21 protein-coding genes and 1 tRNA gene are annotated in these 19,937 nt (G+C 70.8%); 11 read left to right on the top strand and 11 right to left on the bottom strand.

The window, feature by feature from the left end; all coding sequences use genetic code 11:
- Positions 1–100: 100 nt before the first annotated feature.
- Complete coding sequence (locus LPA41_RS09595; RefSeq protein ID WP_229069723.1) at positions 101–766, top strand: TetR/AcrR family transcriptional regulator; 666 nt, start codon at positions 101–103, stop codon at positions 764–766.
- A gap of 23 nt (positions 767–789) precedes the next feature.
- On the opposite strand, the gene LPA41_RS09590 is transcribed toward LPA41_RS09595, so the two are convergent.
- Positions 790–1,395 (bottom strand): TetR/AcrR family transcriptional regulator, encoded by a 606-nt coding sequence (locus LPA41_RS09590; RefSeq protein WP_229069721.1) that lies wholly within the window; start codon positions 1,393–1,395, stop codon positions 790–792.
- A gap of 88 nt (positions 1,396–1,483) precedes the next feature.
- On the opposite strand from LPA41_RS09590, the gene LPA41_RS09585 reads away from it, so the two are divergent.
- Together LPA41_RS09585 and LPA41_RS09580 are read left to right on the top strand one after the other, a co-directional pair.
- A complete protein-coding gene (locus tag LPA41_RS09585) occupies positions 1,484–2,344 on the top strand; it encodes an alpha/beta fold hydrolase (RefSeq protein ID WP_229069719.1) in 861 nt (286 codons plus the stop codon).
- 46 nt (positions 2,345–2,390) lie between these two features.
- Complete coding sequence (locus LPA41_RS09580; protein WP_229069717.1) at positions 2,391–2,612, top strand: hypothetical protein; 222 nt, start codon at positions 2,391–2,393, stop codon at positions 2,610–2,612.
- A gap of 213 nt (positions 2,613–2,825) precedes the next feature.
- On the opposite strand, the gene LPA41_RS09575 is transcribed toward LPA41_RS09580, so the two are convergent.
- Complete coding sequence (locus LPA41_RS09575; RefSeq protein WP_229069715.1) at positions 2,826–3,170, bottom strand: hypothetical protein; 345 nt, start codon at positions 3,168–3,170, stop codon at positions 2,826–2,828.
- The gene (locus tag LPA41_RS09570) at positions 3,167–4,315 is read right to left on the bottom strand and encodes a hypothetical protein (RefSeq protein WP_229069709.1); all 1,149 of its coding nucleotides are present in this window, start codon (positions 4,313–4,315) and stop codon (positions 3,167–3,169) included. Before LPA41_RS09570 ends, LPA41_RS09575 begins: the two co-directional genes overlap by 4 nt.
- A gap of 150 nt (positions 4,316–4,465) precedes the next feature.
- Between LPA41_RS09570 and LPA41_RS09565 the strand changes: the two genes are divergently transcribed.
- Positions 4,466–5,296 (top strand): phosphotransferase, encoded by an 831-nt coding sequence (locus LPA41_RS09565; protein WP_229069708.1) that lies wholly within the window; start codon positions 4,466–4,468, stop codon positions 5,294–5,296.
- 303 nt (positions 5,297–5,599) lie between these two features.
- On the opposite strand, the gene LPA41_RS09560 is transcribed toward LPA41_RS09565, so the two are convergent.
- Positions 5,600–5,671 (bottom strand) — tRNA-Val (locus tag LPA41_RS09560).
- 51 nt (positions 5,672–5,722) lie between these two features.
- Positions 5,723–6,130 (bottom strand): TIGR02611 family protein, encoded by a 408-nt coding sequence (locus LPA41_RS09555; protein ID WP_229069706.1) that lies wholly within the window; start codon positions 6,128–6,130, stop codon positions 5,723–5,725.
- A gap of 276 nt (positions 6,131–6,406) precedes the next feature.
- On the opposite strand from LPA41_RS09555, the gene LPA41_RS09550 reads away from it, so the two are divergent.
- From LPA41_RS09550 to LPA41_RS09535, 4 genes are all read left to right on the top strand, one after another.
- Positions 6,407–6,838, top strand: a complete 432-nt coding sequence (locus LPA41_RS09550) for an SsgA family sporulation/cell division regulator (protein WP_014446635.1) — start codon at positions 6,407–6,409, stop codon at positions 6,836–6,838.
- A gap of 205 nt (positions 6,839–7,043) precedes the next feature.
- Positions 7,044–7,934, top strand: a complete 891-nt coding sequence (locus LPA41_RS09545) for an AraC family transcriptional regulator (RefSeq protein WP_229069704.1) — start codon at positions 7,044–7,046, stop codon at positions 7,932–7,934.
- Between the two features lie 80 nt (positions 7,935–8,014).
- Positions 8,015–8,470 carry an Rrf2 family transcriptional regulator gene (locus tag LPA41_RS09540; RefSeq protein ID WP_229069702.1) on the top strand — a complete coding sequence of 152 codons (456 nt, stop codon included), beginning with the start codon at positions 8,015–8,017 and terminating at the stop codon, positions 8,468–8,470.
- Between the two features lie 132 nt (positions 8,471–8,602).
- Entirely contained in the window at positions 8,603–8,785 is a 183-nt protein-coding gene (locus LPA41_RS09535) for a DUF4236 domain-containing protein (protein WP_229069700.1), read from the top strand.
- Between the two features lie 4 nt (positions 8,786–8,789).
- On the opposite strand, the gene LPA41_RS09530 is transcribed toward LPA41_RS09535, so the two are convergent.
- The gene (locus LPA41_RS09530) at positions 8,790–9,695 is read right to left on the bottom strand and encodes a hypothetical protein (RefSeq protein WP_229069698.1); all 906 of its coding nucleotides are present in this window, start codon (positions 9,693–9,695) and stop codon (positions 8,790–8,792) included.
- A gap of 74 nt (positions 9,696–9,769) precedes the next feature.
- On the opposite strand from LPA41_RS09530, the gene LPA41_RS09525 reads away from it, so the two are divergent.
- The 3 genes from LPA41_RS09525 to LPA41_RS09515 all read left to right on the top strand — a co-directional run bounded on the left by LPA41_RS09525 (position 9,770) and on the right by LPA41_RS09515 (position 13,901).
- Positions 9,770–11,329 carry a fibronectin type III domain-containing protein gene (locus LPA41_RS09525; protein WP_229069696.1) on the top strand — a complete coding sequence of 520 codons (1,560 nt, stop codon included), beginning with the start codon at positions 9,770–9,772 and terminating at the stop codon, positions 11,327–11,329.
- 135 nt (positions 11,330–11,464) lie between these two features.
- Positions 11,465–13,033 carry a GGDEF domain-containing protein gene (locus tag LPA41_RS42680; protein ID WP_229069694.1) on the top strand — a complete coding sequence of 523 codons (1,569 nt, stop codon included), beginning with the start codon at positions 11,465–11,467 and terminating at the stop codon, positions 13,031–13,033.
- A 97-nt stretch (positions 13,034–13,130) separates the two neighbouring features.
- Positions 13,131–13,901 (top strand): alpha/beta fold hydrolase, encoded by a 771-nt coding sequence (locus LPA41_RS09515; protein ID WP_229069692.1) that lies wholly within the window; start codon positions 13,131–13,133, stop codon positions 13,899–13,901.
- A gap of 108 nt (positions 13,902–14,009) precedes the next feature.
- Here LPA41_RS09515 and LPA41_RS09510 read toward each other — a convergent pair whose 3' ends face one another.
- The 5 genes from LPA41_RS09510 to LPA41_RS09490 all read right to left on the bottom strand — a co-directional run bounded on the left by LPA41_RS09510 (position 14,010) and on the right by LPA41_RS09490 (position 19,932).
- Entirely contained in the window at positions 14,010–14,519 is a 510-nt protein-coding gene (locus tag LPA41_RS09510; protein ID WP_229069690.1) for a DinB family protein, read from the bottom strand.
- A gap of 1,049 nt (positions 14,520–15,568) precedes the next feature.
- Positions 15,569–16,441 (bottom strand): endonuclease/exonuclease/phosphatase family protein, encoded by an 873-nt coding sequence (locus LPA41_RS09505; protein ID WP_229069688.1) that lies wholly within the window; start codon positions 16,439–16,441, stop codon positions 15,569–15,571.
- An 11-nt stretch (positions 16,442–16,452) separates the two neighbouring features.
- Complete coding sequence (locus tag LPA41_RS09500; protein WP_229069881.1) at positions 16,453–17,964, bottom strand: phosphatase PAP2 family protein; 1,512 nt, start codon at positions 17,962–17,964, stop codon at positions 16,453–16,455.
- A 16-nt stretch (positions 17,965–17,980) separates the two neighbouring features.
- Positions 17,981–18,988 carry a YihY/virulence factor BrkB family protein gene (locus tag LPA41_RS09495; RefSeq protein WP_229069686.1) on the bottom strand — a complete coding sequence of 336 codons (1,008 nt, stop codon included), beginning with the start codon at positions 18,986–18,988 and terminating at the stop codon, positions 17,981–17,983.
- The gene (locus LPA41_RS09490; protein WP_229069682.1) at positions 18,985–19,932 is read right to left on the bottom strand and encodes a diacylglycerol kinase family protein; all 948 of its coding nucleotides are present in this window, start codon (positions 19,930–19,932) and stop codon (positions 18,985–18,987) included. Before LPA41_RS09490 ends, LPA41_RS09495 begins: the two co-directional genes overlap by 4 nt.
- Between the last annotated feature and the right edge of the window lie 5 nt (positions 19,933–19,937).

Here is a 19,937-nt window from a genome sequence, read left to right as displayed (position 1 = left end):
CCCATCTAATAACGTACCGAAGGTATCTTCTGCCGGAAACGCTAAAGTACTAGCGGTACGTTGTCAACGTACCGCCGGTACCTAAGTTAGGCTGGTGATCATGACTTTCCAGCGCGCGCGAACCGAGGAGCAGCGGGAGATCCGCCGGCGGGCCATCCTCGACATGGCGGCGGCGATGCTCGACGAGATGCCCGTGGCCGCGGTGACCCTGAACGAGCTCAGCCGCCGGGTGGGCCTGGCGAAGCCGAACGTGCTGCGCTACTTCGAGTCCCGCGAGGCCGTGCTGCTGGAACTGCTGGACCGCTTCCTGCGGGAATGGCTCACCGAACTGGCCGTCGACCTGGCCGCCGGCGTCGACGAGAACCTGCCCATGGCCGGGCGGGCGACAGCGGTGGCCGAGACCCTCAGCCGCTCACTCGCCGGCCGGGTGGTGTTGTGCGACCTCTTCGGCGCCCAGGTCAGCGTGCTGGAGCACAACGTCTCCGTCGAGGTCGTGACGCGCTACAAGCGCGCCTCCCTGGAACACCTGGCGACGATGACCGCCCTGATCCGGACGTACCTGCCCGAGCTGGGCGAGAACGCCACCCTGTTCAGCCTGCAGACCATGGTCATGGCCGGCGCGCTGTCCGCCTACAGCACGCCCCCGCCCAGCCTGCAGGCCGCCTACGAGGCCGAACCCGACCTGGCCGCGCTTCACCCGGAGCTGAACGACCAGTTGAAGCTGGCCCTGACCGCCACCCTCCTGGGCGTACTCCCCCGCCACTGACCCGACCCGCGGGGCCATGAAGCTCACGATGATGGCGGCCGGAACACCCGGTCGAGCTGGGCATCGATGAGGGCCAGCGCCTCGTCCGGGCGGTAGAGGCCGACGAGAATCGGGCCGATCAGCCCCTGGGTGAGGAAGTAGAGCGCGGGTGCCTCCACGTCCGGATTGATCCCGTCGCGCAGTTCGCCCAGCCGAGCCGCCTCGCGGAAGTTGGCGATCGACACCGCGAGGATGCGCCCGTATCCGTCGCGCAGCTGCTCGGCGTACGCCGGCGTGACGGTAGCGGCAGAGAAGAACGCGATGTTCACGCACGCCTCCTCGCGGCCGGCCGGATCCACCGGGAGCATCACCGCGGTAGCGGCCCGGATCAGATCGCGGCGCGTCGGCTCCCGCAACGCCCCCACAGTGGCCTGGAGCCGGGCCAGCACGCGTTCGCGCATGTGGGACAGGGCGAACGACAGCATCTGCTGCTTGGTGGGGAAGTAGTGCTGCACGGTGCCCATCGAGACGCCGGCCTGCTGGGCGACGTCGCGCAGGCTCACCGCCTCGAACCCTTGCGTGCTGATGACGGCGAAGACCGCTTCGGTCAGGAGGCGGCGGCGTTGTTCGTGATCGACCAGCTTCGGCACCCACCGAATCTATCTCATGCGAACGCATTGCCATCGATGCCCGTACACGGTTATCATGCGTTCGCATTAAAAAAAATGGGAGGCAGGCATGGGCATCGAGTACGCCGTGAACGGTGACACCAGGATCGCGTACGAGACCTTCGGCACGACCGGTGAGCCGCTACTGCTCGTCCTGGGGCTCGACTACCAGATGGTCTGGTGGCCCGACGCGTTCTGCGAGCGCCTGGTCGAGGCCGGCTTCCACGTGGCCCGCTACGACAACCGGGACACCGGCCTCTCCACGCACTACCCGCAGCCGCCGGACGGCAGCCCGTGGCGGGCCCTGCTCGGCCGCACCCGCCCCCTCTACACGATCGCCGACATGGCCGCCGACGGCCTCGCGGTGATGGACGCCCTCGGCTGGTCCGACGCCCACGTGCTGGGCGGCGCGTCGGCGATCGCGCAGGCCATGGCCCTGCTGCACCCCGACCGGGTGCGCGGCCTCACCCTCTGCATGAGCAGCCCGGCCACCGCGGGAGTTCTGCAGACCTTGCGCTACCTCAAGTTCGGCATCTTCCGCGAGTTCCGCAAACTACCGAAGGCCACCACACCCGAGCAGGAGATCGACAACCTGATCGCGATCTACCGCGCGCAGGCCTCGCCCGGCCACCCGTTCCCCGAACAATGGGTCCGCGAAGCAGCGACACTCAGCCACACCCGCGCCCCCCGCGACCCGCGCACCACCCAGCGACACCTCGCCGCCGGCCGAGCCGTGAAGCTGCCACCCCTGTCCACCGTCACCGCACCCACCCTGATCGTCGCGGGCGCCGACGACCCGATGCTCAAGCCGAGCGCGGGCCGTGACCTGGCCGCCCAGATCCCCGGCGCCCACCTCGTGGAATACCCCGGCGTGGGCCACGACTGGCCCGAGCAGATCTGGAACGACGTGATCGCCCGCATGCCACGCTGACGCGTCGTGGCGCTACCGGCACCTCAGGGGTGGCAGCATGGTGCCCATGCCGAACGGTGCGATACCGGCGATCCCCCATCGGCTGCGGTACGCGCTTGCTCGATGGGACGGCGCAGCCGGCGCTGCGGACAGCGAGGCCGAAGCGGTCCAGGCATTCGTGACCGCGATGGTGTGGGGGTACGGACCGGCGGGATACGGCGCCTTCCGCACCGCGCGGATCCTGACAAAGAACCCGCAAGCCCCGCAGATTTTGCGGAAGGCGCGCTGATCCTCGACCAGGTGGTGCAGCGGTGGCTACACCATTGAGGACGCCGCTTCGGCCTTCGCCTCTCTGGCGAACGTCAGCCCTGCCGATCGGGACGACTTCGAGCAAGGCAGCAAGCAGCTCAAACACATCCTGCACTCACGAAACGCCTGAATCCGGTATCACACCTGGCCTTCGCTGCCGTGCCGGAGGCGTCACCAGCCCACCGGGCGCCGCTCACGCCGGAGGAGGCTCGGGCAGTTCCCAGACCCGCGCGAACTCACCGGAGATCTCCGGTGCGTCCCACACCAGCCGGATACCGGCCGCCACCGAGTCGATCTCCGCGGCCGACGACCCGGAGATCACGAAATCGTGCGGGATCACCCGGCCGGCCCGATCTCGGCGTCCCAGCGGATCCGGGAACCGCAGCGCCACCCGGTCACCGGCACGGTGACAGACCTCCGGCCCGTCCCCGGCGTCCGCGAAGGCGGCCTCGTACTCCAGCAGCGGATCGGCGAGCCCTCCGTCGAGGAGGAACCGGAAGCCCCACGTACGCCCGCGTGTCGCCCAGATGAGGCTCATCTCCGGCTCCGCAGCAGGACGCGCTCCGACTCACCCCGGTCCAGGTCCATCCGATAGCTGGTCAGGGTGGCCGACAGGTTCTCCTGCTTGGTCACCGCCTCGGAGTTGACCTTTCGGAGCTGGTCACCGACCAGCTTGAACGCTTCGCTCACGACATCCGGCCCGACACGGTTCGCCAGTGCGCCGAGTGGGCCCGGTAGGCCACTCGTCTTGCGCCTGACCAGCGCTGCGGCCAGTTTCTCGGTGCCGGCCAGAATGCTCCCGGCGACCTTGCTGGGCACCTGCATGATCCTGTTCCAGTGGAGGTGCCGCTCGAACGGGAGGATCGCGGCCACCGGCAGGATCAGCTCCACCCCGATCCGCTTGGTCACGTCGATTCGGCCCGGTGCGAACCGCGCCGACGACAGCAGCATGAAGTCTTCGCCGACGGACAGTACGTCGCGGCCTTCCACCAGGTCGCCGATCACATCGCGCAGCTCGTCGATCTCGTCGCAGGCCTTGTCGATGACAAGATCGCGGAACCGGAACACGTCCATGCCCGGCAGCAGGTCCGCCTTGGACAGCGCCAGGACCCAGATCCGCGGGAAGTCGACGAGCTTGCCGTCCTTCAGCAGGTCGTCCTTGAGCCGCAGCAGCCCGTTGCGGAAGTCGACGAACAGCGACTTGAGGTACCGCTCCTCCTCGCCCGCGTTGTCCAGCAGCCGCTGCCCGTCCACCAGCAGAAGAGCGACGTCGGAACCGAGCAGATCCTTGAAGGTGTCGATCCGGCGCCGGGCCTCCTCGGCCCCGCTCGGCTCCTGCTCGAACCACTCACCCGGGTAGTCGTGCCACACGAGGCGCAACGCGTCGAACGGCCGCGCCTTCGCCTCCGAGGAATCAGAGCCGTCTTTCATCTTCACCGTGAAGGCGTACGACCGCGCGGCGAATCGGGTCTGCGCCGGCGTGTCCGCCGCATCCCGCATACCGACGTAATTCTTGTACAACCGCTGACCATGTCCGACATTGTCGGCAAGGACGTTGAAAAGCCGTCGCTGCAGGTATTCCGGCTCTTGCGTGGCCCCGTAGAACGAGGACAGCAGCACCGTCTTACCACTGCCACTTCCGCCGAACACGGCAATGTGCTGTTCCTGCACTCGCGGTTGCATCCGAGGATCTTAAGCAACGGCGGCGTCCATCCCCGAACCGGCCGCGCATTCGCCAGCTCGGGCCCGAATGAGCCCATAAGAGATGCTGGGACGGCGAGGCGAAGTCCTGCTGCCCGCCCAACCCTGGAATTTGAGAGAGCCGACTGATCGATGCGCATTGACTGGGACGAGCTGCCCGAGGCCGTCACGACCGAGATCGCCGACCGCGTCGGCGAAGGTCACGTCATCCCGGCCACGGCCGGTGACCACGCGGAGATAGCCGCCACCGTCACCGGGTGCCGAGGAAAGGTCTTCGTCAAGGCAGCCCATACCGATCTCGGTGTCCGGTCGCTGCGCTTCGAGCTGCGGGTGAGTGAGGCCGTCAGCACGTCCCACTCACCCGCGGTCGAGTGGTACTTCGAGGCGGCCGGCTGGCTGGTGGTCGGCTTCGAGCACTGCGACGGCCCGCACGCCGACCTGTCCCCGGCAAGCCCCGGCCTGCACCTTCTCGGGGAGGCGCTGACGGTGCTCGGTGACCAGCCAGCACCTGATGTGCCGTTGTTCGATCCGAAGGCGCGGCTCGGGTTCGAGCACCCCGCGATGGCCGGCGACACGCTTGTTCACACCGACCTCTGTCCGGCCAATCTGATCGTGACCCCGCGCGGTCTGCGGATCGTCGATTGGGCGATGGCGACCCGGGCCGCACCGTGGGTGGAACTGGCCGCTGTCATGCCATGGCTCATCGGTAGCGGCCACACCCCGCAGCAGGCCGAAGAGTGGGTGGCGGGACACCCGGCGTGGGCTGCGACCGACCCCGACGTCATGACCTTCTTCGCGACGCGCAACGCCGACAAATGGTCGGCCAAGGCCCACACCACTCACCTGCCCTGGATGCGCGACCTCGCGACGTGGACCGGCCAGTGGGCGGCATATCGCCGCCAGAAGGACCTCGCAACCCTCTGCCGCAACCTCGGCAAAGCCCAGGCGACCACACGACCATGACGAACAGGAGCAGGGTCCCGACCCAGGACCGGCACGCCAACGCGACCGCGAAGCGGAGCAAGCCCCAGCAAACCAAGCAGAACGCCCCCGACGCGACCGCGAAGCGGAGCGAGCCCGAGCGACCGAACCAAGCACAACGCCCCCGACGCGACCGCGAAGCGGAGCGAGCCCCCAGCCACCCACAAAGGGCGAGCCCGGCAGAGGGGGTGCGGGTGGCGAAGCCCCCGCCGCGCGACGAAGTCGCGCATGACAAAACGAGCGCCCCCGTCTGCGCATTCTGCAGACAGGGGCGCCCCAAGCTCGTGGGCGATACTGGGATCGAACCAGTGACCTCTCCGGTGTGAACGGAGCGCTCTCCCGCTGAGCTAATCGCCCTCAACGAGAAGGAACTCTACTAGACGGGTCCCGTCTCGTGCGAATCAGGGGTCACCGCATGCCGAGCCAGCCCAGGGCGACCTGAACGAGATCGATGCCGAAGCTGAGCCGGACGCTTGTCCAGACCACCGCGCTGATGAAGATCATGCCGATCAGGCCGACGAGGGCGCGGATCGGGAGAGACTGGCGGGCGATCCAGTGGGTCCAGCTTTGGACGTGCCGCTTGGTGAAGGCGAGGAGTCCTCGGGCCCAGTGGAACTCGACGGCCAGGATGGCGAGCCCCAGGATCACGATCGCCCAGCCGGGGCCGGGGAACGGGATGAGGACGATGCCGACGGCCACGACCAGGCCGCCGAGGACACCGACACCGATCTTGAGAGCGAGCCGCCCGCTGGAGTTGGACCGGATACGGTCGAGCACACGCACGTCTGAAACCTCGTCGTCCGTTTTTGGGCCCATTTCATCCCTCAGTGTCCGGGAGCCCCGTCACTACCCGGGAGGAATGGACGTTACCGGAGTAAGTCAACTGCTGGACCACCCGACGCCGGGCGGAACCGAGTACCTGGGCAGAACAGGACAAGATATCGCTTTGCGTCCTGCGCGGTGGCGTTTTCGGAACCGTCTTCCCACTACTGGGTGAGATCAGCGTATGGCGGAGCGTAACGACAGGGATCACCTGAGTATGGGAAACGCGGGGTTCACCAGCCTCGCAGCGGTGCCGGGGGGAGTTCGTCCATGAGTACCATTCGTCCAACGACCGTCGAGGTCGAAACCTCGCTGCGGCTCGTAGCGCCTGACGCGACGGCACTGCCCGTGCGCGCCAGCTTGCGGTACGACCCAGCTGACCCATATGCGGTCCACGTGTTGTTCCACGCAGAATCAGCCGGTGGGGAAGCCGTGAGCTGGTCCTTCGCGCGGGAACTTCTCGTGACCGGGCTCGATGAGCCGGCCGGGATCGGCGACGTACGGGTGTGGCCCTGGGCCACTCCGCGGGGCGACTTCGTCGCCTTGGCCCTGTCGTCACCGGACGGCAACGCGCTGTTCGAGGTACCGCGCAGCGTCCTGGTCCGGTTCCTGCGGCGCACCTATGTGGTGGTGCCGCGTGGCCGGGAGTCCGACCACCTGGACGTCGACGCGGCAGTCAACAGGTTGCTGGCAGGCCGATAGGGCGGCAACAGCACGCGTGATCAAAGGGCGACCCGCTCGGACACTGCCGGTCCGCGCGGGTCGCCCTTTATCCGGATATGTAATAGATCTCCGAAAAGGAATCGGAATCGGACGTATAGCGAATCCCGAGCACGAAAACGGACATAAGCCCCGGCGTGGTCACTAGTGGGTGCGTAGACCGTCATCGACAGTTACCGTCGGCGCGATGCCAGCAATCATTTCCGCCGATGCGGCGCCCGCTCAGCTCCTGCCCGACCGGGCGGGGATCGGCGGCTGCGCCCTTCCGGTGACCGCCGGCGCCGTCACCGGGCTCCTTCCCTGCCACGCTCTCGTGCTGACCGTTACCGGTCCGGTGACCGCGGAGGTGGACTTCAGTGTCCATCGCTGCGCGCCGGGCACCCTGCTCTGGATCCGTCCCGGGCAGGCGGTCAGGTTCGAACCGGGAGACCACGAGACCAGGACGATCGTCTTCCGCCCGGGCCTGTTCGCGCCGGCGGGCCATCCGGACGAGCTGCCCGGCCTCGCGCCCGAGGATCCGGGCGGACCGGCCCGCCGGCCGGTGCGACTGGACGACGACGCGACCTTCGACCGCCTGGCACGCGACACCGCCGGGCCACCGGGGGAATCGGCCGGCGACCCGGTGGTCGCCGCCCTGCTCCGGCACCAGCTCGCCGCCCTGCTGCTGCGGATCAGCCTGCTCGACCCGGGCGACCCGCCGCCGGGGCACGTGGAGAGCCGCACCTTCGAGCGGTTCCGCCGGCGCCTGGAGGAGCGTTACCCGCACACCCGCCGGGTGGAGGACTACGCGGGCGAGCTCGGCTGCTCCGTGCGTACCCTCACCCGCGCCAGCCTGGCACTCACCGGCCGCACCGCCAAGCAGGTCGTCGACGACCGCGTCGCCCTTCAGGCGCAGCGGCTGCTCGCCGCGACGCCGCTGTCGGTCGCGGAGGTGGGCCGCAGTCTCGGGTTCGGGGAACCGACGAACTTCGGCCGCTTCTTCCACCGGGAGACCGGCCTGAGCCCTGGCCATTTCCGGACGCGGTACCGCGACGATCAGCCCAGCGGGATACCCGGTCAGCGACTGCCGTCTGACTGACGGTAATTCTGCGGCCGGCAATTCCCATAAACCCCTGGGGTATATACGTCCGATTGGCGTGGGAGGGGCATGATGGTCAGGTGCAGATCTCCGCGCGCGGTGACTACGCGGTCCGGGCCGCCCTCAGTTTGGCGCAGGCCTATCCCGCCCTGATGTCCGCCCAGGCCATTGCCCAAGAACAAGAGATGCCTCGGAAGTTCCTCGAGGCGGTGCTCGCCGACCTGCGTCGTGCCGGTGTGGTGCGCGCGCAGCGTGGCGCCGAGGGTGGCTACACGCTGTCGCACCCACCGCGGGACGTGACGATCGGGTCGATCCTGCGGGCCGTCGACGGACCCCTCGCCGGCGTGCGCGGCCTGCGCCCCGAGGAGACGCAGTACACCGGTGCCGCGGAGAACCTGCCGAACCTGTGGGTGGCGGTCCGGGCCGCGGTCCGGGAGGTGGTCGACGAGGTGAGCCTCGCCGAGCTGATCAGTGGCCGGATGCCGGCGCACGTCCGCAAGCTGACGACCCGCCCGGACGCGTGGCAGCCACGCTGACCCGGCGCGCGTCCGGCACGGGCCCGGCCACGCTTGTCGCGCACGGATCCGGGCACGTCGATCGCGACTGACGTTTGTGGATCGAGGAGATCGGGAATCGTCCGCCCATCCAAACGAGATGGGAGCGTTCCGATGGGACTCGTGTTCCGCAGCCGCAAGAAGTTCGGCCCCCTCATTCTGAACTTCACCGAGAACGGCTACTCGTCCTGGACCTTCAAGATCGGTCGCTGGTCCTGGAACTCCAAGACCCGCGCGCACCGCTACGACCTGCCCGGTCCGGTGTCCTGGAAGCAGGACAAGAGCCGCAGCCGGTGACCCGTCAGGAGTTCCCGCGGATCACGACGTCGCCCCCGAGCCGCCCGTGCTCGGGGCTGCGCGTCACCGTCCCCGCGTCGACAAGCGAATGCAGCACCCGGGTCGCGTCCGCGGCTCGGTAGACGGTCTCGGTGAGCGTGAAGGTGCGCAGCTCGGTCACCGTGGCGGCACCCACGACGGACAGGTGCGCGAGCATCTCCCGGCGCAACGGCCCCGGGTGCGGTTCGAGCGAGATGTCGATCAGGTGCCGTTCCGGGTCGGCGGGGTCGCGTAGCCGTACGCCCGCGAACTCGTCCACCGCCCAGAGCGCCTCCTTGAAGCTCTCCAGGCTCTTCGCGGAGGTGGTGGCGAAAGCCACCACCTCGCCGGGTTCCGTGCCGGTCGCCAGTTCCGCGGCCGTGAACAGCGGGAACCCCAGTTCCCGGTAGGGCTCGACGGAGACGCCGGGCGCCAGCGTCAGCACCACCTCGGCGGGCTTGCCGATGGTCGCGGCCGACACGGTGGGCACGGCCGGCGACGCGCTTGCGCTTGCCCCGTCCAGGAAGGCGAGCAGGGGTACGCCCGAAGCACCCGCCGCCTTCAGCGCTACCGGCAACCGCGCGTCAGTCCCGCCACCCACCGGGAGCACCGCGAGCCCGGCCCCCGCGCCCATGTCCCGCTGGGCCCCGATCAGCCGCTCACCCACCCCGGTGACGTCGTCGCCGACCGCCACCATGGACAGTTCCCGCCCGCGGGTCAGGTCGGGCAGCTCGGCCAGGGCACGAACCGCCGCCTCCGCCGCTGCGCCGCCGTCCGCGTCGGCGTAGCCGTGCACATAGGTGGCCCGCCGGGACCGGTGCAGCGCACCCGCCGCCCAGGCCTGCAGGTGACGGACGAGCAGTTCGCGCTTGACGGATGAGATCGGGGACATACCGAAGTTCTACCCTGTCCACTTCGGTGCCCGAAACTTGTACCTACGGTGTTCATCCGAGCACTATGAGATACATGGCCGCTCCGCTCGCTGAACTGACCGCCCAGGCGCAGACGCTGTCGACGGCCGGCGACCTCACGGGTGCCCGGGCCGTCCTGGACCGGGTGCTGCGTGACGCCAACGCCGATCCCCGGCGCGCCACCGCCGACCTGGCGATCGCTGCCGCCCTGCACGCCCGGGTGCTGATCGCCCTCGGCGACCCGCAGGCGGCCCGGCTGTGGGCGGCCTTCGCGCACGCCGCCGAGGAACGGCTGCACGGCCGCCGCGACGAACGCACCATCGCGGCGGCCGCCACGCACGCGGCCGTGCTGCAGCAGATCGGCCAGCACGGACGGGCCGCGCTCGTCTACCACGACCTGGTCGGCGAACTGGCCCGGCTGGACGGGCCGGCCGCTCCCCGGGTGCTCGCCGCCGAGGCCGACCTGGCGATCGCCGAGCACGCGGCCGGGCACTGCGGCACCGCCCGGGCCCGGCTGTCCCGCGCCTGGCGGCACCACCGTGACGTCCACGGTGACGCGGCGCCGGCCGGCATCAAGATGCTGGCCCGGCTCGGCGCGATGGAACGCGAGTGCGGCCGGGACCAGGAGGCCGCCGAACACCTGGAGCTGGCACAGGAGCTGAGCGCGCGGTACCTGCCGGCCGATCATCCGCTGGCCCGGCAGGCCACCCGGCTGGCCGGCGCCGGGCCCACCGGGCGGCACACCTGCGGGCGGCGGGAACAGAGCGACGGTACGCCGTTCCGGCCGTTCCCCCGCCGGCCCACAGTTCCCGACCCCGGTCCGGCGAGCCCGTCGCCGTACCCGGCGAAGGCGCCCGGCATGCCACCGCCGGACGACCGCCCCACCGACCCCAGCGGCACGGTCTACCCGGTCGAGGACGACATGCCGGCGCCCGACAACCGGCCCACCGACCCGAACGGGACCGTCTACCAGCAGCCGCTCTACCTCAGCGACCTGAACCGGCTGCCCGGTGACCTGACCGGCCGCCACGCCCGCGCGGACACGCCGCCGCCGCTGCCCGGCCATCCCGCGCCGGACTACGGTGACGACGGCAGACCGGCGCCGGTGGGCACCGCGTTGCCCGTACGCCTGGATCGGCAGCCGCGGTCCCGCCCCGCGAACCCCCTGCTGCTCGCCGCCGCCCTGGCCGGCGCTGTCGCGGCTGCCGCCGCCGTGGTGATCCTGACCCTGCCGGACGCCGACGGCGCCACCGGCCCGCAGGCCGCCCCCTCGGCGAACCCGCCCGCCGCCGGCGCACCCGGCGGCACCGCGTCCGGCCCGGTGACCGAGAGCACGACCGCGGCGGAACCGGGCGCACCGCAGAACGTGCGGCTGCGCGACGACGGGGACAGCGTCTCGCTGCAGTGGGTCTACCCACGCGGCGCGCGGGGCCCGGTGCACATCTCCGGCGGGCGGACCGGCGAGGAACCGAAGAAGTTCCAGGAACTGCCCGGCGGTGCCGCCGACTACGTCGTCTACAACCTCAACGAGCGGGCGAACTACTGCTTCCGGGTCGCGGTGGAGTACGGCGCGGACCGGATCGCCGACTCGGCACCCGTCTGCACCCGCCGCTGAAGAGTCCGCTCCACCCGCCCCTGTTCGCACCCGCCGCTGAGGGGCCCGCAACCCGTCCGCAACCAGGATCGACCCGATCTGCCACCCGGGCGGCGGACTGTGGGACGTCACGGCGAGCACAGGAAAGTAGGGACAGTGACGACCGAGACGGTGAGCTGTGTCCCCGCCCTCGAAGCCCTCGAGAGATCGATCGAGGAGCTCGAGGGTCGTCCCATGTCGCAGTTCCGAACCGTCCGGGCGCCCGCCGAAGCCCTCGAACGGCAGGCCCGTGAACTGGGCGCCGACGAGCTGGCCCAGCGGGCGCTGCTGCTCCTCGCCGCGGTGCTGCTGCGCGAGGGCCGTACCGGTGAGGGCGGCCAGCTGGCACATCAGGTCCGGTCCTGGGCCGAGCTGCACGACTCGCCGTACGTGCGGGCGCGCGCCCACCGGGAGCTCTCCATCTTCTACCGGGCCGTCGGTGACTTCTCCGAGGGCCTGACCCACGCCGTGCAGGGCGTCGCCGTGCTCCCCGACGACGTGCCGGGCAACGTACGGGCACGTCACCTCCTCTCCCTCTCGGTGGCACTGGAGGAGGGTGGCTCGCCGATGGATGGCGAACGCCGGGCCCGGGAGGCGCTGACCCTGGCCGCGACGGCCGGTGACACCGAACTGACCCTGCTCGTCCTCAACAACCTGGCCTACAGCGCGTTCGAGCTGGACGACGAGCCGTCCGCCCGGCTGCTGGTCGGGCAGATGCGCGAGATCCAGCAACGCACCGGCCACCGGTTCGGCGCCAACGAACTCGACACGATGGCCCGGGTCGAGCTGATGGGCGGCCGGTACGCGGCCGTCGAGGCCCTCCTGCAGCCGGTGCTGGCCGACCAGGTCGCCGCGAACGAGGGCGACGCGGTCGCCGAGTGCCTGCTCACGCTCGCCCTGGCCCGCCGGCAGAACGGCCGTTACGAGAAGGCGCAGGAGGCCCTGGACTCGGCCCGCGTGCTCTGCGCCGAACGGGAACTGGCCGCGGTCAGCGCCCGGGTCCGTGAGGAGCAGGCCGCCCTGTTCGCGGCGACCGGGCGGTTCGCCGAGGCGTACGAGGAACACCGCGTCTTCCACGCCGAGGCCGCCGCGCTGCACTCGGCGCAACGTGACGCCCGGGCCCGCGCACTGCAGGCCGTCTTCGAGGCGAACGAGGCCCGCCGCGACAGCGAGCACTTCCGCGAGATGGCCCACCGTGACCCGCTGACCGGCCTGCACAACCGCCGCTACATCAACGAGCGGGTGCCGGACCTGCTGCTCGACGCCGCCGCCAAGTGCCTGCCGTTCTCGCTCGCCATCATCGACCTGGATCACTTCAAGCGCGTCAACGACACGCTGTCGCACTCCACCGGGGACACCGTGCTCCAGCACGTCGCCGAATTGCTCACCGAGGCCGCCTGCGGTTCGGCGTTCGCGGCGCGGATGGGTGGAGAGGAGTTCCTGCTGGTCTACCCCGGTGTGGACGCCGCCGAGGCGACCGAGCGCTGCGAGCGGCTGCGGCTGCGGATCCGGGCGCACGGCTGGGAGCCGATCACCGGGAACCTCCCGGTCACCACCAGCGTGGGCGTGACCACGACGCCGGACGGCAGGGGTACGTTCTCGGCGCTGCTCTCCGAGGCGGACCGCAACCTTTACACGGCGAAGCGGGACGGCCGTGACCGGGTGGTCGCCGGCCTGTTCACCTGATCCCTGTTCGCCCTCTTTGATCCGACTGTCCTTCGAGCCGGCTGTCCTTTGAGCCGACTTCCTTTGATCCGCTGCAAGGCTGGGTACTGACGTAGCCATGCCGAGATCAACGGGGTTCCGCAGCCGCTGGACGACGGTGTCCGGGGTGCGCACCCACGACCGTCACCGCTGCGCTGCCGCCGGCGTACCGGTGGTGCTGGTCCACGGCCTCGCGGTCTCGCACCGCTATCTGCTGCCGACCGCCCGCGCCCTGGCACCCCACCACCCGGTGCTGGTGCCCGACCTCCCGGGCTTCGGGCTCAGCGACAAGCCGGGCACCGCCTGGGACGTCGACGGGCACGCCGCCCACCTGGCCGCCTGGCTGGACGCCCTCGCCCTCGATCACGTCTGCCTGGCCGGTCACTCGTTCGGCGCCGAAGTGGTCGCGCGCCTCGCCGTACGCCGCCCGGATCTCGTGGCCGCCCTGGTCCTCGCTGGTCCCACCACCGACCCGGTGGCCCGCTCACGCACCGGCCTGGTCCGCCGTTTCCTGGTCGACATGCTCGTCGAGGCACCGGCACAGGCCCCGATGATCGCCCGCGACGCGATGGTGGCCCGCCCGTGGCGGGTGCTGGCGACGGTCGATCACTCGGTCCGCAACCACATCGAGGACGACCTGGCCCACCTGCCGGTTCGCCCGCTGGTGCTGGGCGGCGAACTCGACCCGATCGCACCGGCCCGGTGGCGCGCGAGCGTGGCCTCGCTGACCGGCGGCACATCCGTCACCATCCCCGGCGCCGCGCACAACGCACTGACAACCTCCGGGCGCCGCGCCGCGAACGCCATCGCCGGCCACCTCGCGCGCACGCGGCCGGTCAGCCCGCGCTGAGGCTCACCCCCTGCCGGCCGCTCAGCTCCCGCTGAGGCTCACCCCCTGTCGGCCGCTCAGCTCCCGCTGCGGCTCACCCCTGCCCGGCCGCTCAGATCCCGCTGCGGCTCACTCGCCCTGCCGGCCGGTCGCCAGCTCGGTCACGATGTCCAGGTGCCCGACGTGCCGGGCGTACTCCTGCAGCAGGTGGAAAAGAACCCGTTCCAGAGTCGCCGGGTCGGCGCCCTCCCAGCGCTCGCCGGGCTCCCCCACCGCGGCCAGGTCGGTGCCGGTCGCCACGGCCGCGGTGTGCGCCCCCTGGGCCCGCAGCTCCGCCGCCAGACCCGCCAGCGTCTCCGACTCACCGACGTACCACCGGTCGTCGCGCCGATCCGCCCACGGGTCACCCACGTCCCGCCCCTGGAACCCCCACTCGATCCAGCGCCGCTCCACATGCCGCAGGTGTTTGACCAGCTCCAGCGGAGTCCAGCCGGACGGCAGCCGGCTGGACCGCAGCTCGGCCGGCGGTAGAGCGGCCGCCTTCTCCAGCAGCGTCTCCCGGAAGTACTCCAGGTAGCGTACGAAAACCTCGGCACGGTCGGCGGCGGGCCCGGTCGGCGCCGGGAACTCGATGGTCACCCGAGAGATTATGGACGGCGAAGGACGGCGTACGGGTACGGGTACGGCAGACCACCGCGACAGTCGTCATCGATCGGAGTCGGCCCAGTCGACGCCCACGGCTACCGCGGCTACAGGCACCAGCCACCGGAGCCCAGCTGTCACCCACGGCTGCTCCGAAGCGCTCCCACACCACCACCAGTGACAGCCAACCAAACCAGCCGTCACCCACGGCTGCCCGAAAGCCCTCCAACTCCACCACCAGCGACAGCCGACCAAAGCAGCTGTCACCCACGGCTGCCCGAAAGCTCTCACACGACCACCAGCCAACCAGCTGTCACCCACGGCTACTTGAAAGCGCTCCACCCCACCACCAGTGACAGCCGACCAAACCAGCTGTCAGCCGCGGCTGCCTGAAGGCGCTCCACCCCCACCACCAGTGACAGCCGACCGGGTGGAGCTTGCGCTTGTGGTAGCCGGGCTCGCCCTTGGTCGACCGCAAGCACGAGCCCGGGCACGGAATTGCCCGACCCGGCCCACTTGGGCGACGAGTAGTGCGAGCCGAGCGGTCGATCCCGAGCAGGCCCCGGGGAGACCGCGGCCGCCGGGCTCACCGGGCCCAACCCGGTCAACGTCGGCGATCACCGCACTGGCCGCCGCGCAGGATCACCGGCACATCGAGAAGTTGATCGTCCAGCGGTGCGAAATCGCGGTTTCAGCCCCATGATCACCGCGATTTCGTAGCGCTGGACGATCAACTTCGCTGCGGAGGCGACGCGGCAGACAGGTAGGCGGAGACGACGCGGCAAGGCGCCGCCGCCAGGCCCGGGAAAACGACACGGCGGTGCTCCGCAGCCAGATGCGCGGAGACGACGCGGCAAAGCCCTGCAGACGGGCCGGCGGTGACCGGAAGCGGCGTCACACCGGTGAGCAGCGCGAGGACCGCGAGGACCGGTGTCGCGCGGGCGACGAATGCCTGCGGGATCAGCGCGACGGCCAGGGAGCCGGAGGCGACGGGCCGGAGGCGACGGGCCGGAGGCGACGGGCCGGCTGAACGCAGAACCTGGGGACTAAAGGTCCAGGTCGACCCGCACCGGGTAATGGTCCGAGGCGTGCTCGGCGGCGCCGCCCCGGATGACGTGCAGGTCGTGGGCCCGGGCTGCCACCGCCGGGGCGGCCAGCACGTAGTCGAGGCGCATCCGGCCGAATTCGGCTGCGGCGAGGCCGGTGGTGGGCACGGTGCTGAGGTCGGCCGCGGTACCGCCCAGATCGGTGATCCCAAGGTCGCGGCTGCCAGGAAGGTCGGTGCCGGCAAGGTCGGTGCCGGCAAGGTCGCTGCCAGGAAGGTCGCTGCCAGGGAGGTCGGTGCCGGCGAGGTCGGTGCCGGCGAGGTCGGTGAAGCCGGCGCTGAGGAAGGCTGCCACCGCCCGGGTGTCGGGTTCGCCGTCGGGGCCCAGGTGCCGGCGCCGGTAGACGGCCGGCAGGTCGGCGAGGGGGGCCGGGTCGCCCGGTGCGAGACCGTTCAGGTCGCCGGTGATGACCGTGAGGCCGCGGCCGGCGTGCCGGGCGGCGAGGAAGCGGGCCTCGCGCATCCGGCGGTACGGCGAGATCGGGTTGAGGTGGGTGCTGACCACGGTGAGCGGGCCGGCGGTGGTGGGGACGGTCGCCTCGGCCGCCGCGTGATGCAGCCGCCACCGCACACCGGACCGGCGGGCGATGCGCAGTGGCGGGCGGACCAGTACCGCGACCGGCTGGCCGAAGACGGAGCGGACCAGGTGCGCGGTCATCCCCACTGCCGTGGCGAGCCCGGTGAGCCGCCGGTCCCCGTACCCCGGGAAGTCGCGCAGCTCCTGCAACGCCAGGATGTCGGGGCGGACGGCCCGGACCACCTCGATGATCGCCGGCAGGCGGTCCCCTCCGCCGGTGCGGATGTTCCAGGTCATCAGCCGCAGTGTCATCCGATGCTCTCCAACCGGCGCCCGGTGGTGGCTTCGGCGGCCTCGTCCGCCGCTTCGACGGCCGACGCGGGGTGGGCGTTGGGGCGGATCGTGAACCACAGGACGGTGATCCACGCCGTGGTGAGCAGGGCGGCGCCGAGCATGTCGGTGGGGTGGTGCATGCCGCGGTACATCCGGGACAGGGCGACACCGAGCGGCATGATCACCGCGAGGGCCGGGAAGATCCAGCGCCACGGCTGCCGGAACCGGGCCATCGTGATGATCGCGATCGCGGCCCAGACGCACATGGTCGCGGCGATGTGACCGGACGGGAACGACGACGTCGGCATCGGGCCGTCGAGCTGCTCGATCGGCGGGCGCGGGCGGTCCACCGCGGCTGCCGCGCAGAGGAAGAGGGTGAGCTCGCCGACCATGGTGAGCACCAGGAACAGCACCGGGCGCCACTGCCGCCAGAGGGCCAGCGCGAGCGGGCAGAAGATCAGCGAGATGAAGAGGATGGCGTGCGTGTCGCCGACCTTGCTCCACGCCCAGCTCAGTTCGTCCAGGAACGGGGTGCGGTGGCTCTGCAGCCACGCCGGGAACGCCTCGTCGAAACCGGGCGTCCACCGCTTGACGGTGTATCCGACCAGGTAGAGCAGACCGAACACGAAGACCCAGCCGACCAGGATCTCGGCCGCCTTCGCCCACGGGTGCGGCAGGACCGGGCCTTCGGCGGGCGCCAGTCGCAGATCCGGACCGGCTTCCGGTTCGAGGCCTTCGGTGAGCTCGGAGGCCGGGTGACCGGCTTCGCGGCGCCAGAGACGGAAGGCGTACGCCGTGATGCTGATCCACGCCACCCCGAGCAGCCACCCGGCCAGCACGTCGGAGACGTAGTGCACGCCGAGCGCGACCCGGGTGAACCCGACCGCCGCGACGATCACGGCCGCCGCGCCGATGAAGAAGGGGCGCCAGCGACGCCGGATCGCGGGCAGGAAGACCAGCACGATCATGCCGTAGACGACCATCGAACCGAGGGCGTGCCCGCTGGGGAAGCTGTTGCCGGGCGCCGTCGCGACGGGTACCTCGACCACCGGGCGCAGCCGGCCGATGAGCGCCTTGAGCGACGGGTCGAGCACCATGGCCCCGGCGCCGGTGACGATCAGGTAGAGCGCCGGCCGTGGCCGGCGCCGGATGATCAGCATCAGGACCAGCAGCGCGACGAGCGGGACCAGGAAGCCCCGCCCACCTGCCGCGGAGATCTGTTTCAGGACGGCGACCACCGTCTCCGAACCCGCCGCCCAGCGGTTCAGGCCGTCCGCGACCGCGCGGTCCAGATCCTGCAGGGGACCCCAGTGGAACCGCACCAGCAGCAGCAGGACCCCGAAACCGAGGCCGACCGCGAGGACCGCGAGCAGTCCCAGAACACTCCGCTCGGCGAAGTGCCGCACCGGGGCCCAGCCGGCCCGTTCCACCACACCGCTGTCGTCGGTCACCGCGTTGTCGTCGGTCACCGCTCTGTCATCCGTCACAGCCACGGGCCGTGTCTTACCCGGACGGTTCAGCCGGTACACCGGGGGTCCGCTGACCGGGTATGTCGTCCGTCGATGGCTCCCACTGGTCGGGCTGTGCCGGTTTGGCGCCGACCCGGCTCGCCTCCAGTTGTGCCGCGAACGCCAGGCCCAGGAAGAACGCGATGCCGGTCAGGTTCGCCCAGATCAGCAACGCCATGATCGCGGTGAGCGGACCGTACGTGGCGCCGAAACTGTCGCTGAACCGGACGTACCCGGCGAGTGCCAGGCTGGCCAGCCACCACAGCACGGTGGACAGCACGGCACCGAAGAGCAGCCAGGACAGGGCCGGTTGTTTGCGCCGGGGCGAGTACCGGAACAGGGCGCCGACCGCGAAGATGATCAGCACGAGGCTGACCGGCCAGCGCACCACGTCCCACGTCACCCGCAGGCCGTGGGACAGCCCGAGGTTCCGCTCCGCCGAGTTGCCCGACGCGCGTCCCGCCACCAGCAGCAGGAAGCCGAAGAGCGCCGGCAGGCCGGCGGTGACCGCCAGGAGGGTGGCCCGCACGTACTTCCCCAGGGCCGGGCGGTCCCGCTCCACCCCGTAGATCCGGTTCGCGCCGCGCTCCACCTGCGCCATCGCCATGGTCAGCGCGACCAGGCCGGTGACCATGCCGAGAGCCAGGGCGACCTCACCGGCCTCCTCGGTGCGCTCGCCCTCGTTGAGCAGTTCCCGGACCACGTCCGCACTGGCGCCCGGGGTGAGCGCGATGACGGTGTCCGCCACCACCTGCCCGCCGGCCTCCACCCCCAGGTCGGTGGCGAGACCGGAGAGCGCGATGAGGAACGGCACGATCGCCAGGCACAGCTGCAACGCGAACGCCCGGGAGTGGCTGAAGCCGTCGCCGTACCGGAACCGGATGAAGGCGTCACGCAGCAGCGGCCAGCGGCCGTAGTGCCGCAACGCCAGGAACGCGTCGTCGGCGGAGAGGTCGTCCCCGGACATGGTCCGTGTCTCGGGGACCTGTTCGGTACTGCTCAAAGGTTCTCCGCCCGCTCGGCGACCGCCTCGGCGTCGGTGGCCAGGTCAGGGTCGGTGTCGGGCTGCGGCACGCAGAGCAGCAGCGCCTTCGGCCGTACGTGAATCTTCATGGTCTTCCCCGGTGCGATCAGATCTCCGTCGAGCTGACGTGCCTGTGCCCGGTTACTGTAGATCTCCACACGGGATGCGGTGTACGTCTCCATCAGCGGCACCCGTTCCTGCCGGCGCAGCACCGCCAGGGCCAGGGCAGCCCAGTGCGCGAGGTTCGCCGGGGTCAGCACCGCCACGTTGAGCTTGCCGTCGTCCGGTTCGGCCTTGCTGAGCAGCCGCACGCCGCCCTGCAGCCGGCCCACGTTGCCGACGATCACAGCACGGGGGCGGCGCGGCATCGGCGGGCCGCCGTCCAGCCGGATCCGGATCCGCATCGGGCGGTCCAGCAGGTGCTTGGCGGCCCCGCCGACGTACGCCAGCCAGCCGATCCGCTTCTTCGCGGTCTCCGACGTGCCCTCCAGCATCTGCGCGTCGAACCCCATGCCGGCCATCACCACGAAGCACCGGTCGTCGATCACGCCGACGTCGATCCGGCGGCGGCCGCCCTCGAGGGCGACCTCCAGACCGGTCGCCGGGTCGGTGCCGAGGCCCAGGTTGGCGGCGAGCAGGTTGCCGGTGCCGGCGGGCAGGACGGCCAGGGCCACGTCGGACCCGGCGAGCGCCGTGACGACAGCGGTGACCGTGCCGTCGCCGCCGCACGCGAAGACCAGCTCGGCGCCGTCCGCCACGGCCTGCTTCGCCTGCCCGCGGCCGGGGTCGTCGGGGGTGGTCTCGTACCACCGCGGTGCCGGCCAGCCGGCCTTCTCCAGGCCGTCGCCGACGATCTGGCGCAGCTCATCGAGATCGGGCACCTTGACGGGGTTGAACACCACGGCGGAACGAGGTCCAGTCACGTTGT

It is taken from the genome of Actinoplanes sp. DH11, assembly GCF_020873875.1.
Classification (GTDB): domain Bacteria; phylum Actinomycetota; class Actinomycetes; order Mycobacteriales; family Micromonosporaceae; genus Actinoplanes.
Note: the sequence above shows the minus strand (reverse complement) of the source record. Positions and strands in the feature narration are given on the sequence as shown.